Origin of the sequence: Stutzerimonas kunmingensis (assembly GCF_002929225.1) — a bacterium.
Classification (GTDB): Bacteria; Pseudomonadota; Gammaproteobacteria; order Pseudomonadales; family Pseudomonadaceae; genus Stutzerimonas.
The window spans coordinates 145,042-164,345 of record NZ_PISM01000022.1 but is presented as its reverse complement, the minus strand read 5'-3'; the positions used below and the strand labels follow the sequence as shown (position 1 = coordinate 164,345).

16 protein-coding genes are annotated in these 19,304 nt (G+C 60.8%); all 16 read left to right on the top strand.

Annotated features, from left to right (window positions below; all coding sequences use genetic code 11):
• The first annotated feature begins 110 nt into the window (after positions 1-110).
• The 16 genes from CW305_RS20065 to tssC all read left to right on the top strand — a co-directional run bounded on the left by CW305_RS20065 (position 111) and on the right by tssC (position 19,300).
• Entirely contained in the window at positions 111-1,565 is a 1,455-nt protein-coding gene (locus tag CW305_RS20065) for a class I SAM-dependent DNA methyltransferase (RefSeq protein ID WP_104098769.1), read from the top strand.
• The gene (locus tag CW305_RS20060; RefSeq protein WP_104098768.1) at positions 1,562-2,767 is read left to right on the top strand and encodes a restriction endonuclease subunit S; all 1,206 of its coding nucleotides are present in this window, start codon (positions 1,562-1,564) and stop codon (positions 2,765-2,767) included. Before CW305_RS20065 ends, CW305_RS20060 begins: the two co-directional genes overlap by 4 nt.
• Positions 2,768-2,791: 24 nt before the next feature.
• Positions 2,792-3,784, top strand: coding sequence for a virulence RhuM family protein/type II toxin-antitoxin system death-on-curing family toxin (locus CW305_RS20055; protein WP_042927595.1), 993 nt, complete (start codon positions 2,792-2,794; stop codon positions 3,782-3,784).
• 65 nt (positions 3,785-3,849) lie between these two features.
• Positions 3,850-6,186 (top strand): EcoAI/FtnUII family type I restriction enzme subunit R, encoded by a 2,337-nt coding sequence (hsdR, locus tag CW305_RS20050; RefSeq protein WP_104098767.1) that lies wholly within the window; start codon positions 3,850-3,852, stop codon positions 6,184-6,186.
• A gap of 239 nt (positions 6,187-6,425) precedes the next feature.
• The gene (locus tag CW305_RS20045) at positions 6,426-7,205 is read left to right on the top strand and encodes a substrate-binding periplasmic protein (protein WP_181063928.1); all 780 of its coding nucleotides are present in this window, start codon (positions 6,426-6,428) and stop codon (positions 7,203-7,205) included.
• A 163-nt stretch (positions 7,206-7,368) separates the two neighbouring features.
• Positions 7,369-7,848 (top strand): thermonuclease family protein, encoded by a 480-nt coding sequence (locus CW305_RS20040; protein WP_104098766.1) that lies wholly within the window; start codon positions 7,369-7,371, stop codon positions 7,846-7,848.
• Between the two features lie 161 nt (positions 7,849-8,009).
• Positions 8,010-8,777: a substrate-binding periplasmic protein gene (locus tag CW305_RS20035; RefSeq protein WP_104098765.1), complete on the top strand. Its 768-nt coding sequence runs from the start codon at positions 8,010-8,012 to the stop codon at positions 8,775-8,777.
• 154 nt (positions 8,778-8,931) lie between these two features.
• Complete coding sequence (locus tag CW305_RS20030; protein ID WP_104098764.1) at positions 8,932-10,989, top strand: BCCT family transporter; 2,058 nt, start codon at positions 8,932-8,934, stop codon at positions 10,987-10,989.
• Between the two features lie 289 nt (positions 10,990-11,278).
• On the top strand, positions 11,279-12,052 hold the full coding sequence (locus tag CW305_RS20025; RefSeq protein WP_014818616.1) for an ABC transporter ATP-binding protein: 774 nt from the start codon (positions 11,279-11,281) through the stop codon (positions 12,050-12,052).
• 14 nt (positions 12,053-12,066) lie between these two features.
• Positions 12,067-12,822 (top strand): ABC transporter substrate-binding protein, encoded by a 756-nt coding sequence (locus CW305_RS20020; protein ID WP_104098763.1) that lies wholly within the window; start codon positions 12,067-12,069, stop codon positions 12,820-12,822.
• A gap of 63 nt (positions 12,823-12,885) precedes the next feature.
• Complete coding sequence (locus CW305_RS20015) at positions 12,886-13,581, top strand: ABC transporter permease (RefSeq protein ID WP_104098762.1); 696 nt, start codon at positions 12,886-12,888, stop codon at positions 13,579-13,581.
• The gene (locus tag CW305_RS20010) at positions 13,578-14,267 is read left to right on the top strand and encodes an ABC transporter permease (RefSeq protein WP_014818613.1); all 690 of its coding nucleotides are present in this window, start codon (positions 13,578-13,580) and stop codon (positions 14,265-14,267) included. Before CW305_RS20015 ends, CW305_RS20010 begins: the two co-directional genes overlap by 4 nt.
• A gap of 179 nt (positions 14,268-14,446) precedes the next feature.
• Positions 14,447-15,349: a D-hexose-6-phosphate mutarotase gene (locus CW305_RS20005; RefSeq protein WP_104098761.1), complete on the top strand. Its 903-nt coding sequence runs from the start codon at positions 14,447-14,449 to the stop codon at positions 15,347-15,349.
• A gap of 359 nt (positions 15,350-15,708) precedes the next feature.
• Complete coding sequence (gene tssA / locus CW305_RS20000) at positions 15,709-17,271, top strand: type VI secretion system protein TssA (RefSeq protein ID WP_104098760.1); 1,563 nt, start codon at positions 15,709-15,711, stop codon at positions 17,269-17,271.
• 17 nt (positions 17,272-17,288) lie between these two features.
• Positions 17,289-17,795 (top strand): type VI secretion system contractile sheath small subunit, encoded by a 507-nt coding sequence (gene tssB / locus CW305_RS19995; protein ID WP_008567243.1) that lies wholly within the window; start codon positions 17,289-17,291, stop codon positions 17,793-17,795.
• Between the two features lie 26 nt (positions 17,796-17,821).
• Positions 17,822-19,300 (top strand): type VI secretion system contractile sheath large subunit, encoded by a 1,479-nt coding sequence (gene tssC, locus CW305_RS19990; protein ID WP_023444045.1) that lies wholly within the window; start codon positions 17,822-17,824, stop codon positions 19,298-19,300.
• The last annotated feature ends 4 nt before the right edge of the window (positions 19,301-19,304 follow it).

Here is a 19,304-nt window from a genome sequence, read left to right as displayed (position 1 = left end):
TACCGAAAAACCCCAAGCGAAATTAACCTCCTTGGGGTTTTTTATTGCCTGCGATTTGTGCCAGCGGCCCGCTATGATCCAGCCGGCACTTCACGGAATAGCTGCCCGCCATGTTTGAACAGGCCTTCAAGAACATCGACGACATCCTGCACAAGGATGCCGGCTGTACCAGCGAGCTCGACTACACCGAGCAAACCTCCTGGCTGCTTTTTCTCAAGTACCTCGACGCGCTGGAGCAGGAAAAAGCCGTGGAGGCACAGCTTGAGGGCAAGTATTACCTGTACATACTCGACCCGGAATACCGTTGGGAGCGCTGGGCGGCGCCCAAGACCGCGAATGGCCAGATCGACCACAACAGCGCACTGACCGGTGATGACCTCAAGGATTTCGTTAATACCAAGCTGTTTCCCTACCTGCATGGCTTCAAGCAGAAGGCCGAAGGTCCGGACACCATCCAGTACAAGATCGGCGAGATATTCGGCGAGCTGAAAAACCGCATTCAAAGCGGTTACAACCTGCGCGAAGTGCTGGAGATCGTCGATGGCCTGCGCTTTGGCTCGCAGACCGAGAAACACGAGCTCTCGCACCTCTATGAAGTCAAGATCAGAAACATGGGCAACGCCGGGCGCAACGGCGGCGAGTACTACACCCCGCGCCCGCTGATCCGCGCCATGATCAAGGTGGTCAATCCGCAAATCGGCCAACGCATTTACGACGGCGCGGTCGGATCGGCAGGCTTTCTCTGCGAAGCCTTCGATTACCTCAGCAGCCAGCCGAACCTGACCACCCGCCAGCAGGAAACCCTGCAAAAGCACACCTTCTACGGCAAGGAGAAAAAGAGCCTCGCCTACGTCATCGCCATCATGAACATGATCCTGCATGGCATCGAAGCGCCGAACATCATCCACACCAATACCTTGACGGAAAACCTCAGCGACATTCAGGACAAGGACCGTTTCGACATCGTGCTGGCCAACCCGCCGTTCGGCGGCAAGGAACGCAAGGAAGTCCAGCAGAACTTCCCGATCAAGACCGGCGAAACCGCATTCCTGTTTCTCCAGCACTTCATCAAAATCCTCAGGGCCGGCGGCCACGGCGCGGTGGTCATCAAGAACACCTTCCTCAGCAACAGCGACAACGCTTCGGTTAGCTTGCGCAAACTGCTGCTGGAAAGCTGCAACCTGCATACCGTGCTCGACTGCCCGAGCGGCACCTTCCAGGGCGCAGGCGTCAAGACCGTGGTGCTGTTCTTTACCAAGGGCGCGCCGACGCGCAAGGTCTGGTACTACCAGCTCGACCCCGGCCGCAATATGGGCAAGACCAACCCGCTGGCGGACACTGACCTGGCTGAGTTTATAGAGCTGCAAAAGACCTTTGCCGATTCGCCGAAGAGCTGGAGTGTCAATGCGACCGACATTGATCAGGCGAGCTACGACCTGTCGGTGAAAAATCCCAATGGCGCTCAAGACGCAGCCTTCCGCAGTCCTCAGGAAATCCTGGGCGAGATTGCGGCACTGGATGCAGAGAGCGCGCAAGTGCTGGCGGTTATCAGGGGGCTGCTGTGAAAGCAGTTTGGCAAACTACCCGATTGGCCGAAGTCTGCCAGACAGCGTCCGGCGGTACTCCGCTGAAGTCTAATAAGGACTTTTACGAAGGAGGAAAAGTCCCTTGGCTTCAGAGTGGCGAAGTAAGTCAGCGCGAAATTTCAGCGGCAAAAACCTTTATTACAGAGCTCGGATTAAAAAGATCATCGGCCAAATTATTTCCGGCCAACACAGTCTTGGTCGCCATGTACGGGGCTACAGCTGGACAAGTGGGCATATTGCGCTTTGAATCCGCGACAAATCAGGCGGTATGCGGGATTCTTCCTAACAAAACGTTTATCCCTGAATTTCTTTACTACCTGTTGCTGTCACGAAAGAGTGAATTGGTGGCCCAAGCAGTCGGAAACGCTCAGCCTAATATTTCACAGCAAAAAATCCGGGACATGTATGTCCCTCTCGTGACAATTCCCGAGCAGCGCCGCATCGTCTCCACCCTTGCCCAAGCCTTTGGCAAGATTGCCAAGGCCCGCGCCAACGCCAAAAAGAACCTGCAAAACTCCCGTGAGGTTTTCGAAAGCTATTTGAATTCGCTTTTCATACGAAAGGGAGAGGGTTGGCTGGAGAAACCGTTAAATGAGCTGTGCGAGTTTAAACATGGTTTTGCATTCAAAAGTGAATACTTTTCGACCAAGGGCGACTACATACTGCTAAGCCCTGGCAATTTTCATGAGCGCGGCGGATACAAGGATCGGGGCGGAAAGCAAAAATATTACGAAGGCGCTATACCTGCCGGTTACATACTTGCTGAGGGCGATTTGCTGATCGCTATGACTGAGCAGGCTGCAGGATTACTCGGCAGCCCGATACTGGTGCCCAAGGTTGGTAGATTCCTACATAACCAGCGTTTAGGGTTAGTCGCAGCGAAGAATGGAGCGCCTTGGTGCAATGAGTTCTTTTTTCACGTTTTCAATACGCAGCGAGTTAGGAAAGAAATACACGACAGCGCGTCTGGTGTAAAAGTACGCCACACATCACCCAGCAAGATGGGTGATGTTGTCGTGCCGTTTCCCGCAAACACAGCCGAGCAGTTGGCAATAGTCCAAAAGATCAATGCTCTCGCGAAAGAAACCCAACGCCTCGAATCCATCTACCAACGAAAAATCGTTGCCCTCGACGAACTGAAGCAATCCCTGCTACACCAGGCCTTCAGCGGTCAGCTATAACTGCATCGACGCAAGGCGCACACGATGGATAACACTCAGCAGGAACTGGTGATCTTTCAGGAAGCCGGCCAGCCGGTCGAGGTTCGGCTGGATGCAGGGCGCGATACGGTATGGATGACTCAGCGACAGATGGCTGGGTTGTTCGAGACCTCGAACGACAACATCAGCCTGCACCTGAAGAATATCTTTGCCGATGGCGAATTGGCCGAGGCGGCAACTACCGAGGATTCCTCGGTAGTTCGCCAAGAAGGCAAGCGGCAGGTCAGCCGCGTGGTGAAACACTACAACCTCGACGCCATTATCTCGGTGGGCTATCGGGTCAGCTCCAAGCGCGCCGTGTCGTTCCGCCAATGGGCTACACGCTTGCTGCGCGAACACCTCACCCAGGGCTACACCCTTAATCGCCAACGCTTCGAAGCCAATGCTCTGGAGCTGGAAGCTGCACTACAGCTGGTGAGAAAGGCGGCGCAAAGCCCTGAGTTACTCAGCGACACCGGCCGAGGGCTGGTGGATATCGTTACCCGTTATGCGCAGACCTTCCTCTTGCTTCAGCGGTATGACGAAGGCCTGCTGACCGACCCGCCCACTATCGCCGGCGGCGCGCTGCCTACGCTGGACGAAGCCCGCCAGGCGCTGGCTCGCCTGAAAGCCGAGTTGATGGCTCGCGGCGAAGCCACCGAGCTATTCGCTCTGGAACGCGGCGACGGGCTGGCGGGCCTACTGGGCAATCTGGATCAGACGGTGTTCGGCGAGCCGGCCTACCCCAGCGTGGAGGCCAAGGCTGCGCATCTGCTGTACTTCGTGATCAAGAATCACCCGTTCGCCGACGGCAACAAGCGCAGCGGTGCGTTTCTGTTCGTGGACTTTCTCAACCGCAATGGGCGCTTGCTGGACGCTACCAACCAGCCAGTGATCAACGATATCGGCCTTGCCGCCCTCGCTTTGCTCGTAGCGGAGTCAGACCCGGCGCAGAAAGACACTCTGATTCGCCTGATCATGAACATGCTCGCGGGTTGATTCCGCCTTCTAAACCCACGCCGCCGAGGGTTATGCTCCGGGCATGATGCCAAAAGGATATTGCCGTGAACGAAGCTGAAACCCGCGCCGAACATATCGACCCCGCGTTGCGTGAAGCTGGCTGGGGCGTGGTCGATGGCAGTCGCGTACAGCGCGAGTTTCAAATCACCCATGGCCGCATTCAGGGTTCGGGACAACGCGGCAAGGCGGAGATCGCCGATTACGTATTGGTATACCGCAACACTCAGCTGGCCGTTATCGAGGCGAAAGCCTGGAACAAGCACTACACAGAAGGCGCAGCCCAGGCCAAATGCTATGCAAAGAAGCTGGCAATCCGCTTCACCTACGCAACCAATGGCCAACGTATCTACGCCATCGACATGCTCACCGGTGCCGAAGGCGACTTGCTCAGCTTCCCCACGCCGGAAGAACTGTGGAACCTGACCTTCGCCGAGCACAATGAATGGCGCGAGCGCTTCGCCGCCATTCCGTTCGAAGACAAGGGAGGCACCTGGGGTGCGCGCTACTATCAGGACATTGCGATCAAGCGGGTGCTGGAAGCAATCGCAGCGCAGCAGTCGCGAATTCTGCTGACGCTGGCGACCGGCACAGGCAAGACATTTATCGCCTTTCAGCTGGCCTGGAAGCTGTTCAAAAGTCGCTGGAACCTCAAGCGCGACGCCCAGCGTCAGCCACGCATTCTGTTCCTGGCGGACCGCAACATCCTTGCGGATCAGGCTTACAACTCGTTTTCGGCCTTCAGCGAAGACGCGCTGGTGCGCATCGCCCCGGACGAAATTCGCAAAAAGGGCAAGGTGCCGAAGAACGGCAGCATCTTTTTCACCATTTTCCAGACCTTCATGAGCGGGCCGAACGGCACGCCTTACTTTGGCGAGTACCCGGCGGATTTCTTCGATTTCATCATCATCGATGAATGCCACCGTGGCGGCGCCAACGACGAGGGCAACTGGCGCAGCATCCTTGAGTATTTCACCCCAGCGGTGCAGCTCGGTCTGACTGCCACGCCCAAGCGCAAGGACAATGTCGACACCTATGCCTACTTCGGCGAGCCGGTGTATGTGTATTCGCTGAAGGAAGGCATCAACGACGGTTTCCTCACGCCGTTCAAGGTCAAGCAGATCGCTACAACGCTTGATGAGTACGTGCATGTGCCAGGCGACGGAATAGTCATCAAAGGCGAGGTTGAGGCGGGACGGCGCTATCTCGAGGCGGACTTCAATCGAGTCATCAAGATCCCGGAGCGGGAGGCCTATCGGGTCAAACTGTTCATGGAGCAGATCGCGCCAAACGAGAAGACGCTGGTGTTCTGCGCCACCCAACAGCATGCGCTGGAAGTACGTGACCTGATCAACCAGATGAAGCGCAGCAGCGAGCCGGACTACTGTGTGCGGGTGACCGCCGATGATGGTGCGCGGGGGGAAGAACACCTGCGGCATTTCCAGGACAACGAGAAGACCATACCGACCGTTCTCACTACCTCGCAGAAGCTCTCCACCGGCGTGGATGCGCGTAACGTCCGCAATATTGTGCTGATGCGGCCGGTGACCAACATGATCGAGTTCAAGCAGATCATCGGTCGTGGTACGCGCTTATTCGACGGCAAGGATTACTTCACGATCTATGACTTCGTGAAAGCTCATCACCTATTCAGCGATCCCGAATGGGATGGCGAACCGATAGAGCCTACCGTGACCGGAGGCGTCGCCACCGGAGAGGACAGAGGCGGCTATGAAAACGAACCCAGGCCGCCCAAGCCACCGCGCGATCCACGCCCGGACGTGCTCGAGGTCAGACTCAGCAACGGCTCGGTGCGCCGCATCAAGAGCATGATGGCGACGATGTACCTCGGCGCCGATGGCAAACCGATGTCTGCTGCGCAGTTCCTGGAAAGCCTGTTCGGTAATCTGCCGGAATTTTTTAAAGATGAGGACCAGCTACGCGGGCTTTGGAGCGCCCCGGATACTCGCACTTCTCTCCTACAGGGCCTGGCTGAACGTGGCTTTAGCAACGAGGTACTGCACGAAATGCAGCGCATCATCGACGCCGAGCATAGTGACCTGTTCGATGTGCTGACGTACGTCGCCTTCTCCACCGAACCACAGACCCGAGAGGAGCGCGCCAGCAGAGCTCGCAGCACGCTGCATGGGCAATTCACAGACAAGCAAGAAGCCTTTCTTGACTTCGTACTGTCGCAATACGTGAAGGAGGGTGTGGAGGAATTGGGGCCGGAAAAGCTCTCCCCTTTGCTGAAGCTTCGTTACAAGAATGCGATTAACGATGCAGTTGCAGATCTGGGTAGGCCGGAACTGATCAAGAGTCTGTTTTTCGGCTTCCAGAAGCATCTTTACGATGGTGCGCAAGGGAGCAGTGCCCAAACGTAGCGACGCATCACGTGATATTCCCCTGCGCTCCCGGCGAGCTGGCAAGCCTCAACGGGGCCACTGCAGAAGTGTCCCTCGGCGAATCGCCGCACGTGCCACGCATGCACGGCCAGGCCTTATCACTTCATCGCTCCGACTTCATTCTGCGCTAGGCTGCTGCTAACGGAGCGGGCCTGAGCGGGATGTTGCCCGGCCGCGTGAACTGCCAAGGAATGCCGCACAGCGCAAGGAGCCGAACGGTGCACAGGATTCTCTCGATTCTGCTGATATGGCTGTTGTCGAACGCCGCCCCGGCCGGCGCGGCGCAGTGGCGTTTCGTGACCGAAGACTTCCCGCCGTTCACCTATCCGGCTGACGCCCCGGCCAGCGAAACCGCAGGCGTTGGTGCGGCCGGCCCGTTTGTAGAGGTGGTACATGCGATCTGCGCACGCTTGCAGCACCAATGCACGATCACCCTGTATCCCTGGCAGCGCGCATTCCGCCTGGCCGAACAGGGACAGGTGGACGGAATATTCACACTGACACCTTCACCGCAGCGCGAGCAGATGTTCCACATCAGCCGGATGCTGGTCACTTCTCGTTACAGTGTTTTCGCCCAGGCCGAGAGCAGCTTCGTATTCAACCAACCAGGTGATGTGGCGGGCCGGCTGGTTGGCGTCTATGGCCCATCCGGCACCTCTTACGTGCTGTCCGAGCGCCTCAAGTCGGTGCCCGACGTACGCCTGCACCTGACTCCCGACAATCGCCGACTGCTGCGCATGCTGCAGTCCGGGCGCTTCGGTGTGGACGGCCTGGCGGTGCTCAATCAGGATGTTGCCTGGCACCTGATCGAGGAAGAGCAACTTGCCGATGTGCGCGAGGCTGGCGAAATGGGCCCGATCAGCTATGGCATCGGTCTTTCGCGCAAGACGGTGAGCGCGGCACAGTTCGAAGCGTTCGAGCAGGCGCTGGACGCCGCAATAGCCGATGGCACGGTGCCGAAGATCCTGCGCCAGCACCAACTCGAAGCCGCCTTCTGAGCGTTGCGCGCGCCATGGCAAGGCGGCGGTTCGGCGTATTTCTCGGCATGCGTGACCGGCCGCCATTTCGCCAACGCAGACGGACCATCTGAGACCTGGCGCCAATCAGGGCGGCGACCGGCCTGCTACCCTCGCCCGCCCCGAACCGCATGGATGCCCCCTCATGCTGCGCTACCTGCTTGCCGCCCTGCTCATAACTGCCATGCCTGCCTCTGCCGAATCGTTCGACTGCCGGGTGATCGGCATCGCCGATGGCAACACCTTCAGCTGCCGGACCAACGCGGGTGAACGTTTCAGGGTCCGGCTGGCGGAAATCGACACCCCGGAGCTCAAGCAACCCTACGGCAGCCAGGCCCGGCAAGCGCTCTCCGACCACATCTTCGGCAAGAACGTGACGCTCGTAGTCAAGGGCCGCGATGACCTGGGACGGACCCTGGCGCGAGTCGGCGTTGGCAACATCGACGTCAATTCGGAGATGGTCAGGTCTGGCGCAGCCTGGGCGTATCGCGGTCACCTTGACGACCGCTCGCTGCTCGATCTGGAGGCGGTCGCCCGGGAGTTCCGGCGCGGCCTGTGGTCATTGAACAAGACCGAACAGCAACCGCCATGGGAATGGCGCGAGCAAATGCGAAGAGCGCGATAGCCGGGGGCGCTCGCATCGATCGACGTCACTCGCCTGGAGGTCCGGCCTGCTGCGCTGGCTGCTCGATTCGCGGAGTCGGGGTCGCGCCACGGACGGCGACACGCTAGCCTGCAAGGGCGTGGAGCGTATTGCCGCTCTGCCGATCGCCTGGAGCTTGCAGCATGCCCACTCGATGGATTGCGATAGTCGTCGGCCTGGCACTCATGGGCAATTGCCAAGCCGATGAGCTGCGCTTCGTCACCGAGGACTTCCCGCCGTTCAGCTATGCCACGGCGGCCACCGGTACCGAGGACCGTGCAGCCGGGCCTTTCGTCGAGATCGTTGCAGCCGTCTGCGCGCGGCTACGAATCGACTGTCCGGTGCAGCTGCTGCCCTGGCGACGCGCACTGGCGCTGGCCGAGGACGGTGAAGCGCAGGGGATCTTCACCGTGATCCGCTCACCGGATCGCGAGCGCGCGTTCCACCTCACCCGCATGCTCGTCACCTCCCGCTATGGGGTCTATGCACGGTCGGCGAGCCGCTTCGTCTTCCATCGCCCCGAGGACCTGGCGGGACGCAGTGTCGCCGTGTATGGGCCCTCCGGAACCTCCTTCGTGCTCGGTCAGCATCTGGCTGAGGTCGGCGACGTGACGCTGATTCTGGAGGCGGATAACCGGCGGCTGCTGCGCATGCTGGAGGCCGGCAGGTTCGGCGAACAGGGCGTCGCTGTGGTCAATCAGGACGTCGCCTGGCATCTGATTGATCAGGAAAGGCTCGCCAATATTCATGAGGCGGGCGAGCTGCAACCGGTGTCCTACGCGATCGGCCTTTCCCGCGCCGCGGTCAGCGAAGCCGAATTCGAACGTTTCAACGACACGCTCGAGGCGCTGATCGTCGACGGCAGCGTTGCGGCCATCCTGCGGCACCACGGTCTGGAGCCCGCGTTCTAACACCGGCGCTATCGGTCAATCGACACCCAACCCATCTTTTCGCTGAATCATTCTGCGCTTCGGACCGTCTACCCCAAAGGCAGCGTTCGGGCAATCCGGAGGTTTCGCCGCGTACATCCCGCTCATCACCCGCGCAAACGGAGGCTGACCGTCCATGGACGCCGCCAAGAAAATACCCAAGGCCATCATTCTGTTCCCCGTGTTCATTCCAGCAGTGATCGTCACACTGCTGCTGGTGATCGGAACCATCAGCAATCCGGAAATGGCCGGTGAAGTGTTCAGCTCGACGCTAGCGTTCATCACGACCAACTTCGGCTGGTTCTACATGCTCTCGGTGGCCTTTTTCCTGGTGTTCATCGTCGGCATCGCCATGACGCCCTGGGGCAGCATCAAGCTGGGCCCGGATCACGCCGAGCCGCAATATAGCTTTCCAGCCTGGTTCGCCATGCTCTTTTCAGCCGGCTACGGCATCGCCCTGCTGTTCTTCGGCGTGGCCGAACCCGTGCTGCACTACGCCTCGCCACCCGCCGGAGCCGGAGAAACCGTCGACGCGGCCAAGCAGGCGATGCAGATTGCCTTCTTCCACTGGGGCTTTCATATCTGGGCCATCTACGGACTGACCGGTCTGGTGCTGGCGTACTTCTCGTTCCGCCACGGCCTGCCGCTGTCGATGCGCTCGGCGCTGTACCCGATCATCGGCGAACGCATCTACGGGCCGATCGGCCATGTGGTGGATGTCTTCGCGATTCTCGGCACGCTGTTCGGCATCGCCACCACGCTGGGTCTGTCCGTCACGCAGATCAACGCGGGCATCAACTACCTCTGGCCGTCGATACCGATCAGCATCAACGTGCAGATCATCGCCATTGCGATCATCACCGGCCTGGCGATCTGCTCGGTGGTCGCCGGTCTGGACAAGGGCGTGAAGAACCTGTCGCTGTTGAACATGATCCTGGCGATCGGCCTGATGCTTTTCGTGTTTCTGGTCGGGCCTACCATTTTCATCCTCGAAACGTTTCTGCAGAACACCGGCAGCTATCTGAACAACATCATCGAGCGCACCTTCAACCTACAGGCCTACAGCCGCAGCGACTGGATCGGCAACTGGACGCTGTTCATCTTCGGCTGGACCATCGCCTGGTCGCCCTTCGTCGGCCTGTTTATCGCCAAGATCAGCCGCGGCAGGACCATTCGCCAGTTCGTCTTCGGCGTGATGTTCGTGCCGACCATCTTCACCTTCCTCTGGTTTTCGGTATTCGGCGATACCGCGTTGCACATGATCATGGTCGAAGGCTACACCTCGCTGATCTCGGATGTGCAGGCGGACAACGCCATCGCGCTGTTCAAACTGTTCGAACTGCTACCGATGACGTCCATCGCCTCGTTCCTGGCGGTGGTGCTGATCATCACCTTCTTCGTTACCTCGTCGGACTCCGGCTCCCTGGTCATCGACTCGCTGGCCGCCGGCGGCGCGCTGCACACGCCGGTCTGGCAGCGTGTGTTCTGGGCCAGCATCGAGGGCGTAGTTGCGTCCGCCCTGCTCCTCGCCGGCGGCCTCAGCGCGCTGCAGACGATGACCATCGCCAGCGCGCTGCCCTTCGCAATCATCATGATGATCGCCGCGCTGGGCATGTGGCGCGCTCTGGTGATCGAAGGCCACCACGAAACCAGCCTGCAAAGTCACATGCAGGGCAGCCGGCTGGCGAGCAACGCCGGTCCCGGCCTGTGGAAGAAGCGCCTGGCGGGGATGGTCAGCTTTCCCAGCAGGGAAGAGGTCGACGACTTCATGAACACCACGGTGCTCAAGGCGATGCGCCGCGTGCAGCGCGAACTCAGTGGCCAGGAATGGGCTGCTGAAGTGCATACCGATGAAGCCCACTCGCGGCTCTACCTGGAGGTCATCAAGGACGACCAGGTGGACTTCATCTACGAGATCCGTGCGGTCGGTTACGCCATGCCGGCGTTCGCGCTGACCGAAGGGCCGGAGGCCGACGAGCAGTACTACCGTGCCGAGGTGTTCCTGCGCCGCGGCGGCCAGCATTACGACGTCTACGGATACGACCAGGCGGACATCATCAGCGACATACTCGACCAATTCGAAAAGTACCTGCACTTCTTGCACATCTCGCCGGGCAGCTTGCCGTGGAAGATGGCCGAGCACGACGAAATGCTCTCCGACGACCAAAACACGCCCAAGCCGGAAGCGAGCTGAGACCGTGGCCGCTTCGGGCCGCACGGAAGCGGACCGAGCCTGCCGTTTACGCAAGGCACCGGAGTGTGCCTGCGCGTACAGCGCCGATTTCATCTATATAGATAGGGGCGCATCGGCGGCCAGCTAAACGTGACCGACTGGTCACACCGCTCAACGCCGCATCGCGCTTGGCGCATGCCGCATCGCATGCTAGGTTTGCGCCTCGCCAGGACGGCGAGCAGTTCGCGCGGAGCGCACCATCAGATATCTCGACCATGGCGGCCTTCGCCGGTCTGTAAGAGGACCCCTCATGGCCGAGGCCATCCCTGCACTGGAAATCCGCAATCTGCACAAGCGCTACGGCGATCTGGAAGTTCTCAAAGGCATTTCGCTGACCGCCCGCGATGGCGATGTGATTTCCATCCTCGGCTCTTCAGGCTCCGGAAAATCCACCTTTCTGCGCTGCATCAACCTGCTGGAAAACCCCCACGAGGGCGAGATTCTGGTGGCCGGCGAGCAGCTCAAGCTCAAGCGCGACAAGCAGGGCGACCTGGTCGCCGCCGACGGCAGGCAGCTCAATCGGATTCGCAGCGAACTGGGTTTCGTGTTCCAGAACTTCAACCTCTGGCCGCACATGACCATCCTCGACAACATCATCGAGGCACCGCGCCGTGTGCTCGGCCAGAGCAAGGCCGAAGCCACCGAGGTGGCCGAGGCGCTGTTGGCCAAGGTCGGAATTGCCGACAAACGCCACGTCTATCCCAATCAGCTTTCCGGCGGTCAACAGCAGCGCGCGGCCATTGCGCGGACGCTGGCGATGCAGCCCAAGGTGATCCTGTTCGACGAGCCCACCTCGGCACTCGATCCGGAAATGGTACAAGAAGTGCTTGCAGTGATCCGGTCGCTCGCCGAAGAAGGCCGCACCATGCTGCTCGTCACCCATGAGATGAATTTCGCCAAGCAGGTATCCAGCGAAGTGGTATTCCTCCACCAGGGCCTGGTCGAGGAGCAAGGAACGCCCGAGCAGGTATTTGACAATCCTCAATCGGCGCGCTGTAAACAATTCATGTCCAGCCATCGCTAATGGAGCAACACCGCATGAAGAGCTATAAGAAGATCCTGCTGACCGCTGCTGCATCGTTGATCATCGGCACCCAGGCATTCGCCGCGGAAAAACTACGGATTGGTACCGAAGGCGCCTACCCGCCCTTCAACCTGATCGATGCCAGCGGCAAGGTGGTCGGTTTCGACCTCGACATCGCCCACGCCCTCTGCGCCAAGATGCAAACCGAATGCGAAGTGGTCACCTCGGACTGGGACGGCATCATCCCGGCGCTGAATGCCGGCAAGTTCGACTTCCTCGCCGCCTCGATGTCGGTGACCGAAGAGCGCAAGAACGCCGTCGATTTCACCGACCACTACTACACCAACAAGCTGCAGTTCGTGGCGCCCAAGTCCACCGACTTCAAGACCGACAAGGGCTACCTGGACGGCAAGGTGATCGGCGCCCAGCGTGCGACCATTGCCGGCACCTGGCTGGAAGACAACCTGGACGGCGTGGTCGACATCAAGCTCTACGACACCCAGGAAAACGCTTACCTGGACCTGGCCTCTGGCCGCGTCGACGGCATCCTGGCCGATACCTTCGTGCAGTGGGAATGGCTCAAGAGCGATGCTGGCAAGGGCTTCGAGTTCAAGGGCGAGCCGGTATTCGATGACGACAAGATCGCCATCGCCGTGCGCAAGGGCAACGACGAGCTGCGTGAGAAGCTGAACAAGGCGCTGGCCGAGATCATCGCTGACGGCACCTACAAGCAGATCAACGACAAGTACTTCCCGTTCAGCATTTACTGATCCAACCGAGCCGAAGCCCGGTCGCCTTAAACTGGCCGACCGGGCTTCGGTGTTTGAGTTTCTATGATTCCTGACCTTCACGGATTCGGTCCGGCGCTTATCGCCGGCACCTGGATGACCATTCAACTGGCCCTCGCTTCCCTGGCGCTGGGGCTGGTGCTCGGTCTGCTCGGCGCTCTCGCCAAGACCTCGCCCTACAGCGCGCTGCGCTGGCTCGGCGGCACCTACTCGACCATCGTGCGCGGCGTACCCGAACTGCTCTGGGTACTGCTTATCTATTTCGGCACCATCAGCCTGATTCGCGGTATCGGCGAGCTGTTCGGCATCGAGAACCTGGCCCTCAGCCCGTTCGCCGCCGGCACCATCGCCCTTGGTCTGTGCTTCGGCGCCTACGCCACCGAAGTTTTCCGCGGGGCGCTGCTGGCCATTCCCAAGGGACACCGTGAGGCTGGCCTGGCCCTGGGGCTGGGCAAACGGCGGATCTTCACGCGGCTGATCCTGCCGCAGATGTGGCGCCTGGCGCTGCCGGGGCTGGGCAATCTGTTCATGATCCTGATGAAGGACACGGCACTGGTATCCGTCATCGGCCTGGAAGAGATCATGCGCCGCTCGCAGATCGCCGTGACCGCCAGCAAGGAGCCTTTCACCTTCTTCCTTGTCGCCGCCTTCATCTACCTGTGCCTGACCATCGTCGCCATGATCGGCATGTATTTTCTTGAAAAACGTGCCGGCCGCGGCTTCGTGCGGAGCGCAGCATGACCTGGGAAATCTTCATCAAGTGGCTGCCGAGCTTCATCGAAGGCGCCTGGCTGACGCTGCAACTGGTCGGCGTTTCGGTCGTCGCCGGGCTGATCCTCGCCGTGCCGCTGGGCATTGCCCGCTCCTCCCGCCTGCTGGCCATACGCGCGCTGCCCTATGGCTACATCTTCTTCTTCCGCGGCACCCCGCTGCTGGTGCAACTGTTCCTGGTCTACTACGGCATGGCGCAGTTCGAGGTGGTGCGCCAAAGCGCGCTCTGGCCATACCTGCGTGACCCGTACTGGTGCGCGATCATCACGATGACGCTGCATACTGCCGCCTATATCGCCGAGATCATCCGCGGAGCGATCCAGAACGTGCCGCCAGGTGAAGTCGAAGCCGCACGGGCGCTGGGCATGTCACGCGCCCAGGCGCTGCTGCACATCATCCTGCCGCGCGCGACGCGCATCGGCCTGCCGGCCTACAGCAACGAAGTGATCCTGATGCTCAAGGCCAGCGCCCTGGCCAGCACCATCACGCTGCTGGAACTGACCGGCATGGCGCGCAAGATCGCCGCCCGCACCTACCTGCACGAGGAAATGTTCCTCACCGCCGGCCTGATCTACCTGCTGATCGCCTTCATCCTGATGCAGGGCTTCAAGCTGCTGGAACGCTGGCTGCGGGTCGACGCCTGCCAGGGTCGCTGACCGCGCGACCTGTAGGGTGGATCGCGCGTCGGCGATCCACCCTGGCGATCCACCGAGTGGCCCCTATCGAACGGAGCCACGCTGGATGTAAGCAACATCCACCCCACGCCCGGAGGCGGATGAAATCCCGCCTTGCGACCGTTGTCAGACGCAAAACCGAGTCCATCACGAGATTGCCCATGCCTGTCGATATCCAACGCATCGAAATGGACCAGCTCGCCGTCTGGCGAGTCCGCCGCGGCGAGGACGAACTACTGATCGCCGAACAGGGCGCGCAGATCCTCAGCTATCGCCAGGGCGACGCACCACCGATCATCTGGCTCAGCGAAGAGGCAGCCTTCCAGCAGGGTCAGTCGGTACGCGGCGGCGTGCCGATCTGCTGGCCGTGGTTCGGCGACCTGGCGCGCAATCCGCAGGCCGTGCAGGCGAGCTACCACGGCGAACAACCCGCACCTTTCCATGGCCTGGTACGCACGCTGCCCTGGCAGTTGCGCGAACAACGCAGCGATGGCGATGCGGCTATTCTCGAGTTCGACTGTCCGCAGGCGCTCGGCGCGTTGCCGGGCTGGCCGCATCGGGTCGAACTGACGCTGCGGATTCGCCTCGCCGATGATCTCCAGCTCAGCCTCAGCAGCCGCAACGACGGTGACGAGAGCGTTGCCATCAGCCAGGCGCTGCACAGCTACTTCGCCGTCAGCGACATCCATCAGGTGCGTGTGGAGGGCCTCGCCGGCTGCCCGTACATCGACACCCTGCTGGACTGGAAAGAATGCCAGCAACAGGACGACCTGCATTTCAGCGGCGAAACCGATCGTGTCTACCAGCAGCTGCCGGCCACCCTGAATCTCGTCGATCCGGCGTGGCAGCGGCGCATCCGACTGACCACCAGCGGGTCGATGTCCGCCGTGTTGTGGAATCCGTGGATCGACAAGGCGCGGCGCCTGACGAGCTTCGCCGACGATGCCTGGCAGCGGATGCTGTGCATCGAGACGGCCAACGTTCTGGACGACGCGGTGGTGCTCCAGCCGGGTCAGCGCCACATCCTGACTGTGTCCATATCGGCAACTACCAGCGACCTATAACATTTATCGACCCCGTTTCTGTGACCGGGTAGAAAGTTGCACGTAAGTATTCTCTTACAAGCAACCGGCATATTTCCTACGAAGTAAGTTGTTATATAAAGGCAACTTAATCCCCCGTTTTGAATTAGCTCCGTCGCCAGCTGGTTAATATTCCCAGCTGCAACGGAGATCACACTTCTCGCCTTGAACGACACATACCCCACGTCTAGGATGCCCACCCCATAAGGCCCTGTGCAATTTGTTGCGCAGGGACGGTGTGCAACAAATTGCGCACCCCTTTTCTCGGAAACATTCCGCTTTTGATATTGGCGGCATGTTTCAAAGTTCACGGATCGAACTTGAGCGTCACGGAAGACCCAATGCACGCCAGCGCACTCAGCAAGCATTATCTGGAACTTGCCAGAAAGCCGGTCAATGACAGCAATTTCGCTGGCGACGATATTCGCTACAGCAGCGAATTCGAACTGCTCGAGGCTGAACTTGCCAAGGCGGGGGCACTGCATCAGACCACCGGCATCGACTGGCAGAAGGTCCGCGAAGGCAGCGAAGTGCTGCTCGCTTCGCTGTCCAAGGACCTGCGTGCTGCAGCCTGGCTCACATGGAGCCTGTTCCAACGCGAATCCTTCGCTGGGCTGCAGGCTGGCCTGAGCCTGCTGCAATACCTGTGCAGCAATCACTGGGACGAGCTGCACCCACGCAAGCCACGCACCCGCGCCGCCGCGATCAACTGGTTGCTGCCGCGCCTGGAGCAGACCTTTTCCGAAGACGTGCCGGTTGGCGAACAGCTGCCACTGTTTCGCAGCCTCGCCGAGCAATTGCATGCGCTGGAGCAGTGCCTGTCCGGCCATCTGGGCGAAGACGCACCGCTGCTGCTGCCGCTGTGCCGCCAGCTCGACGGCATGGTCAAACGCGCCAGTCAGGGACAGGCGCAGCCAGGTACGGTGGGGGCGGCCATTGCCCAGGTCAAGCAGGTCGCCAGCCAGGTCTTCGCTCCCGGCTCGCCGATAGAGAACGACAAGGAAGCGCTCAAGGCCGTGCGCAACCTGCAGGAGCAGGCGCGCCCACTGACCGCCTGGTGGCTCAAGCAGCGCACCAGCGATCTGCGCCCCCTGCGCCTCGCGCGAACCCTGCTCTGGCTGAGCATCGACAGCCAGCCGGAGCACAACAGCGAGCAGATTACCGCGCTACGTGGCGTGCCCGCCGACAAGCTCGCCAGCTACCGCGAACGCTTCGCTCAAGGGCAGTACGCCGACCTGCTGGTGGATCTGGAAAACAGCACCGCGCGCGCGCCGTTCTGGCTGGACGGCCAGCGCCTGGCCTGGGAGTGCCTGCAGGAGCTGGACGCCGCGCAGGCCATGCGCGAAGTGGAGATCCAGCTCGCGCTGTTCCTGCAACGCGTACCGCGTCTGGAAGAACTGTGCTTTCACGACGGCACCCCGTTTGCCGATGCCGAAACCCGTGCCTGGATCAGTGGCCAGGTCATGCCCCATGTGCAGCCGACAACGGCCGCCAGACAGGAGGAGCCGCCCGTAGCCGGCACCCTGCAACCGAGCTGGGAGCTCGCGCTGCAGGAAGCTGTGCCGCTGCTGCGCAAGGACGGCCTCAAGCCCGCCGTGCAGCAGCTCAAACAGGGCCTGGCTCGCGCCCGAGGTGGCCGCGAGCGCTTCTTCTGGCAGCTGAGCCTCGCCCGCCTGTGCTACCAGGCCAAGAAATACGAGCTGGCCAAAACCCAGCTCGAAGCACTCGACCAGCAGCTCGAAGCCAGTGGCCTGGGCAGCTGGGAACCCGATCTCGCCCTCGAGGTACTGCGCCTGCTGCACAGCTGTTGCGAGCTGCTGCCGCAGAACCACGCCGTGCGTGAAAGCAAGGATGAGATTTACCGCAGGCTGTGCCACCTCGATCTCGAAGTGGTGCTGGATTAACCGCAAAGGAGAACACCATGGCCAAAGAAGGCTCGGTTGCACCCAAGGAACGCATCAACGTCACGTTCAAGCCGGCCACCGGCAATGCTCAGGAAGAGGTCGAGCTGCCCCTCAAGCTGATGGTGCTGGGCGATTTCACCCAGCGCGCCGACGATCGCAAGATCGAAGACCGCAAGCCCATCGCCATCGACAAGAACAGCTTCGACGAGGTCCTGGCCAAGCAGGAGCTGAACCTGACCTTCGGCGTGCCGAACCGTCTGCAGGACGAGCAGACCGATGACGAGCTGGCCGTGCAGCTGCGCATCAATTCGATGAAGGACTTCAACCCGGCCAATCTGGTCGAGCAGGTCCCGGAGCTGAAGAAACTGATGGAACTGCGCGACGCCCTGGTCGCCCTGAAAGGCCCACTGGGCAACGCCCCGGCCTTCCGCAAGGCCATCGAAAGCGTACTCGCCGACGACGATTCGCGTGACCGCGTACTCGGCGAACTGGGCCTGGCGGCCAAAGAGAAGCTGGACGCCTGATATCACCGACAAGGAAGCACATCTACATGACCACTAGCGCAGCCGCCGTCGAGCACGGCAACCACCTCGCCGAAGGCGGCATCCTCGACCGCATCATCGCCGAAACCCGCCTGACCCCGGACGACGAGGCCTACGACATCGCCAAGCGCGGCGTCTCGGCCTTCATCGAAGAACTGCTCAAGCCGCAGAACGAAAACGAGCCGGTGAAGAAGGCCATGGTCGACCGCATGATCGCGGAGATCGACGCCAAGCTCAGCCAGCAGATGGACGAAATCCTTCACCACCCGCAGTTCCAGGCCCTGGAATCCTCCTGGCGCGGTCTGAAGCTGCTGGTCGATCGCACCAACTTTCGCGAGAACATCAAGCTCGAGCTGCTCAACGCCTCCAAGCAGGACCTGCTCGACGACTTCGAGGACAGCCCGGAGATCGTTCAGTCCGGCCTGTACAAGCACATCTACACCGCCGAATACGGCCAGTTCGGCGGCCAGCCGGTCGGTGCGCTGATCGCCAACTACTTCTTCGACCCCAGCGCACCAGACGTGAAGACCATGCAGTACGTTGCCAGCGTCGCGAGCATGTCCCACGCGCCATTCATTGCCGCTGCCGGCCCGAAGTTCTTCGGTCTGGAAAGCTTCACCGGCCTGCCGGACCTGAAGGACCTGAAGGATCACTTCGAGGGCCCGCAGTTCACCAAGTGGCAGAGCTTCCGCGAACAGGAAGATGCCCGCTACGTCGGCCTGACCGTCCCGCGCTTCCTGCTGCGCAACCCCTACGATCCGGAAGACAACCCGGTGAAGAGCTTCGTCTACAAGGAAAACGTCGCCGGCAGCCACGAACACTACCTGTGGGGCAACACCGCCTACGCCTTCGCCAGCCGCCTGACCGACAGCTTCGCCAAGTTCCGCTGGTGCCCGAACATCATCGGCCCGCAGAGCGGCGGAGCAGTGGAAGACCTGCCGCTGCACCATTTCGAAAGCATGGGCGAGATCGAAACCAAGATCCCGACCGAAGTGCTGGTTTCCGATCGTCGCGAGTACGAGCTGGCCGAGGAAGGCTTTATCGCCCTGACCATGCGCAAGGGCAGCGACAACGCCGCGTTCTTCTCCGCCAACTCGGCGCAGAAGCCCAAGTTCTTCGGTAATAGCGAAGAAGGCAAGACCGCCGAGCTGAACTACAAGCTCGGCACCCAGCTGCCCTACCTGTTCATCGTCAACCGCCTGGCGCACTACCTGAAGGTGCTGCAGCGCGAGCAGATCGGTGCATGGAAGGAGCGCACCGACCTCGAACTGGAACTCAACAAGTGGATCCGCCAGTTCGTCGCCGACCAGGAGAATCCGAGCTCCGAAGTACGCAGCCGTCGTCCGCTGCGCGCCGCCCAGGTCAACGTCAGCGACGTCGAGGGCGAACCGGGCTGGTACCGCGTCAGCCTCAGCGTGCGTCCGCACTTCAAATACATGGGCGCGGATTTCACCCTGTCGCTGGTCGGCAAGCTGGACAAGGAATAAGCAC

Coding starts and splice junctions, on each gene's coding strand:
- CW305_RS20030 (WP_104098764.1), top strand. CDS start 8,932: ATGGACGCCGCCAAGAAAATACCCAAGGCCATCATTCTGTTCCCCGTG.
- tssA (WP_104098760.1), top strand. CDS start 15,709: ATGCACGCCAGCGCACTCAGCAAGCATTATCTGGAACTTGCCAGAAAG.
- CW305_RS20020 (WP_104098763.1), top strand. CDS start 12,067: ATGAAGAGCTATAAGAAGATCCTGCTGACCGCTGCTGCATCGTTGATC.
- CW305_RS20035 (WP_104098765.1), top strand. CDS start 8,010: ATGCCCACTCGATGGATTGCGATAGTCGTCGGCCTGGCACTCATGGGC.
- CW305_RS20055 (WP_042927595.1), top strand. CDS start 2,792: ATGGATAACACTCAGCAGGAACTGGTGATCTTTCAGGAAGCCGGCCAG.
- tssC (WP_023444045.1), top strand. CDS start 17,822: ATGACCACTAGCGCAGCCGCCGTCGAGCACGGCAACCACCTCGCCGAA.
- CW305_RS20010 (WP_014818613.1), top strand. CDS start 13,578: ATGACCTGGGAAATCTTCATCAAGTGGCTGCCGAGCTTCATCGAAGGC.
- CW305_RS20005 (WP_104098761.1), top strand. CDS start 14,447: ATGCCTGTCGATATCCAACGCATCGAAATGGACCAGCTCGCCGTCTGG.
- CW305_RS20025 (WP_014818616.1), top strand. CDS start 11,279: ATGGCCGAGGCCATCCCTGCACTGGAAATCCGCAATCTGCACAAGCGC.
- CW305_RS20065 (WP_104098769.1), top strand. CDS start 111: ATGTTTGAACAGGCCTTCAAGAACATCGACGACATCCTGCACAAGGAT.
- CW305_RS20015 (WP_104098762.1), top strand. CDS start 12,886: ATGATTCCTGACCTTCACGGATTCGGTCCGGCGCTTATCGCCGGCACC.
- CW305_RS20040 (WP_104098766.1), top strand. CDS start 7,369: ATGCTGCGCTACCTGCTTGCCGCCCTGCTCATAACTGCCATGCCTGCC.
- tssB (WP_008567243.1), top strand. CDS start 17,289: ATGGCCAAAGAAGGCTCGGTTGCACCCAAGGAACGCATCAACGTCACG.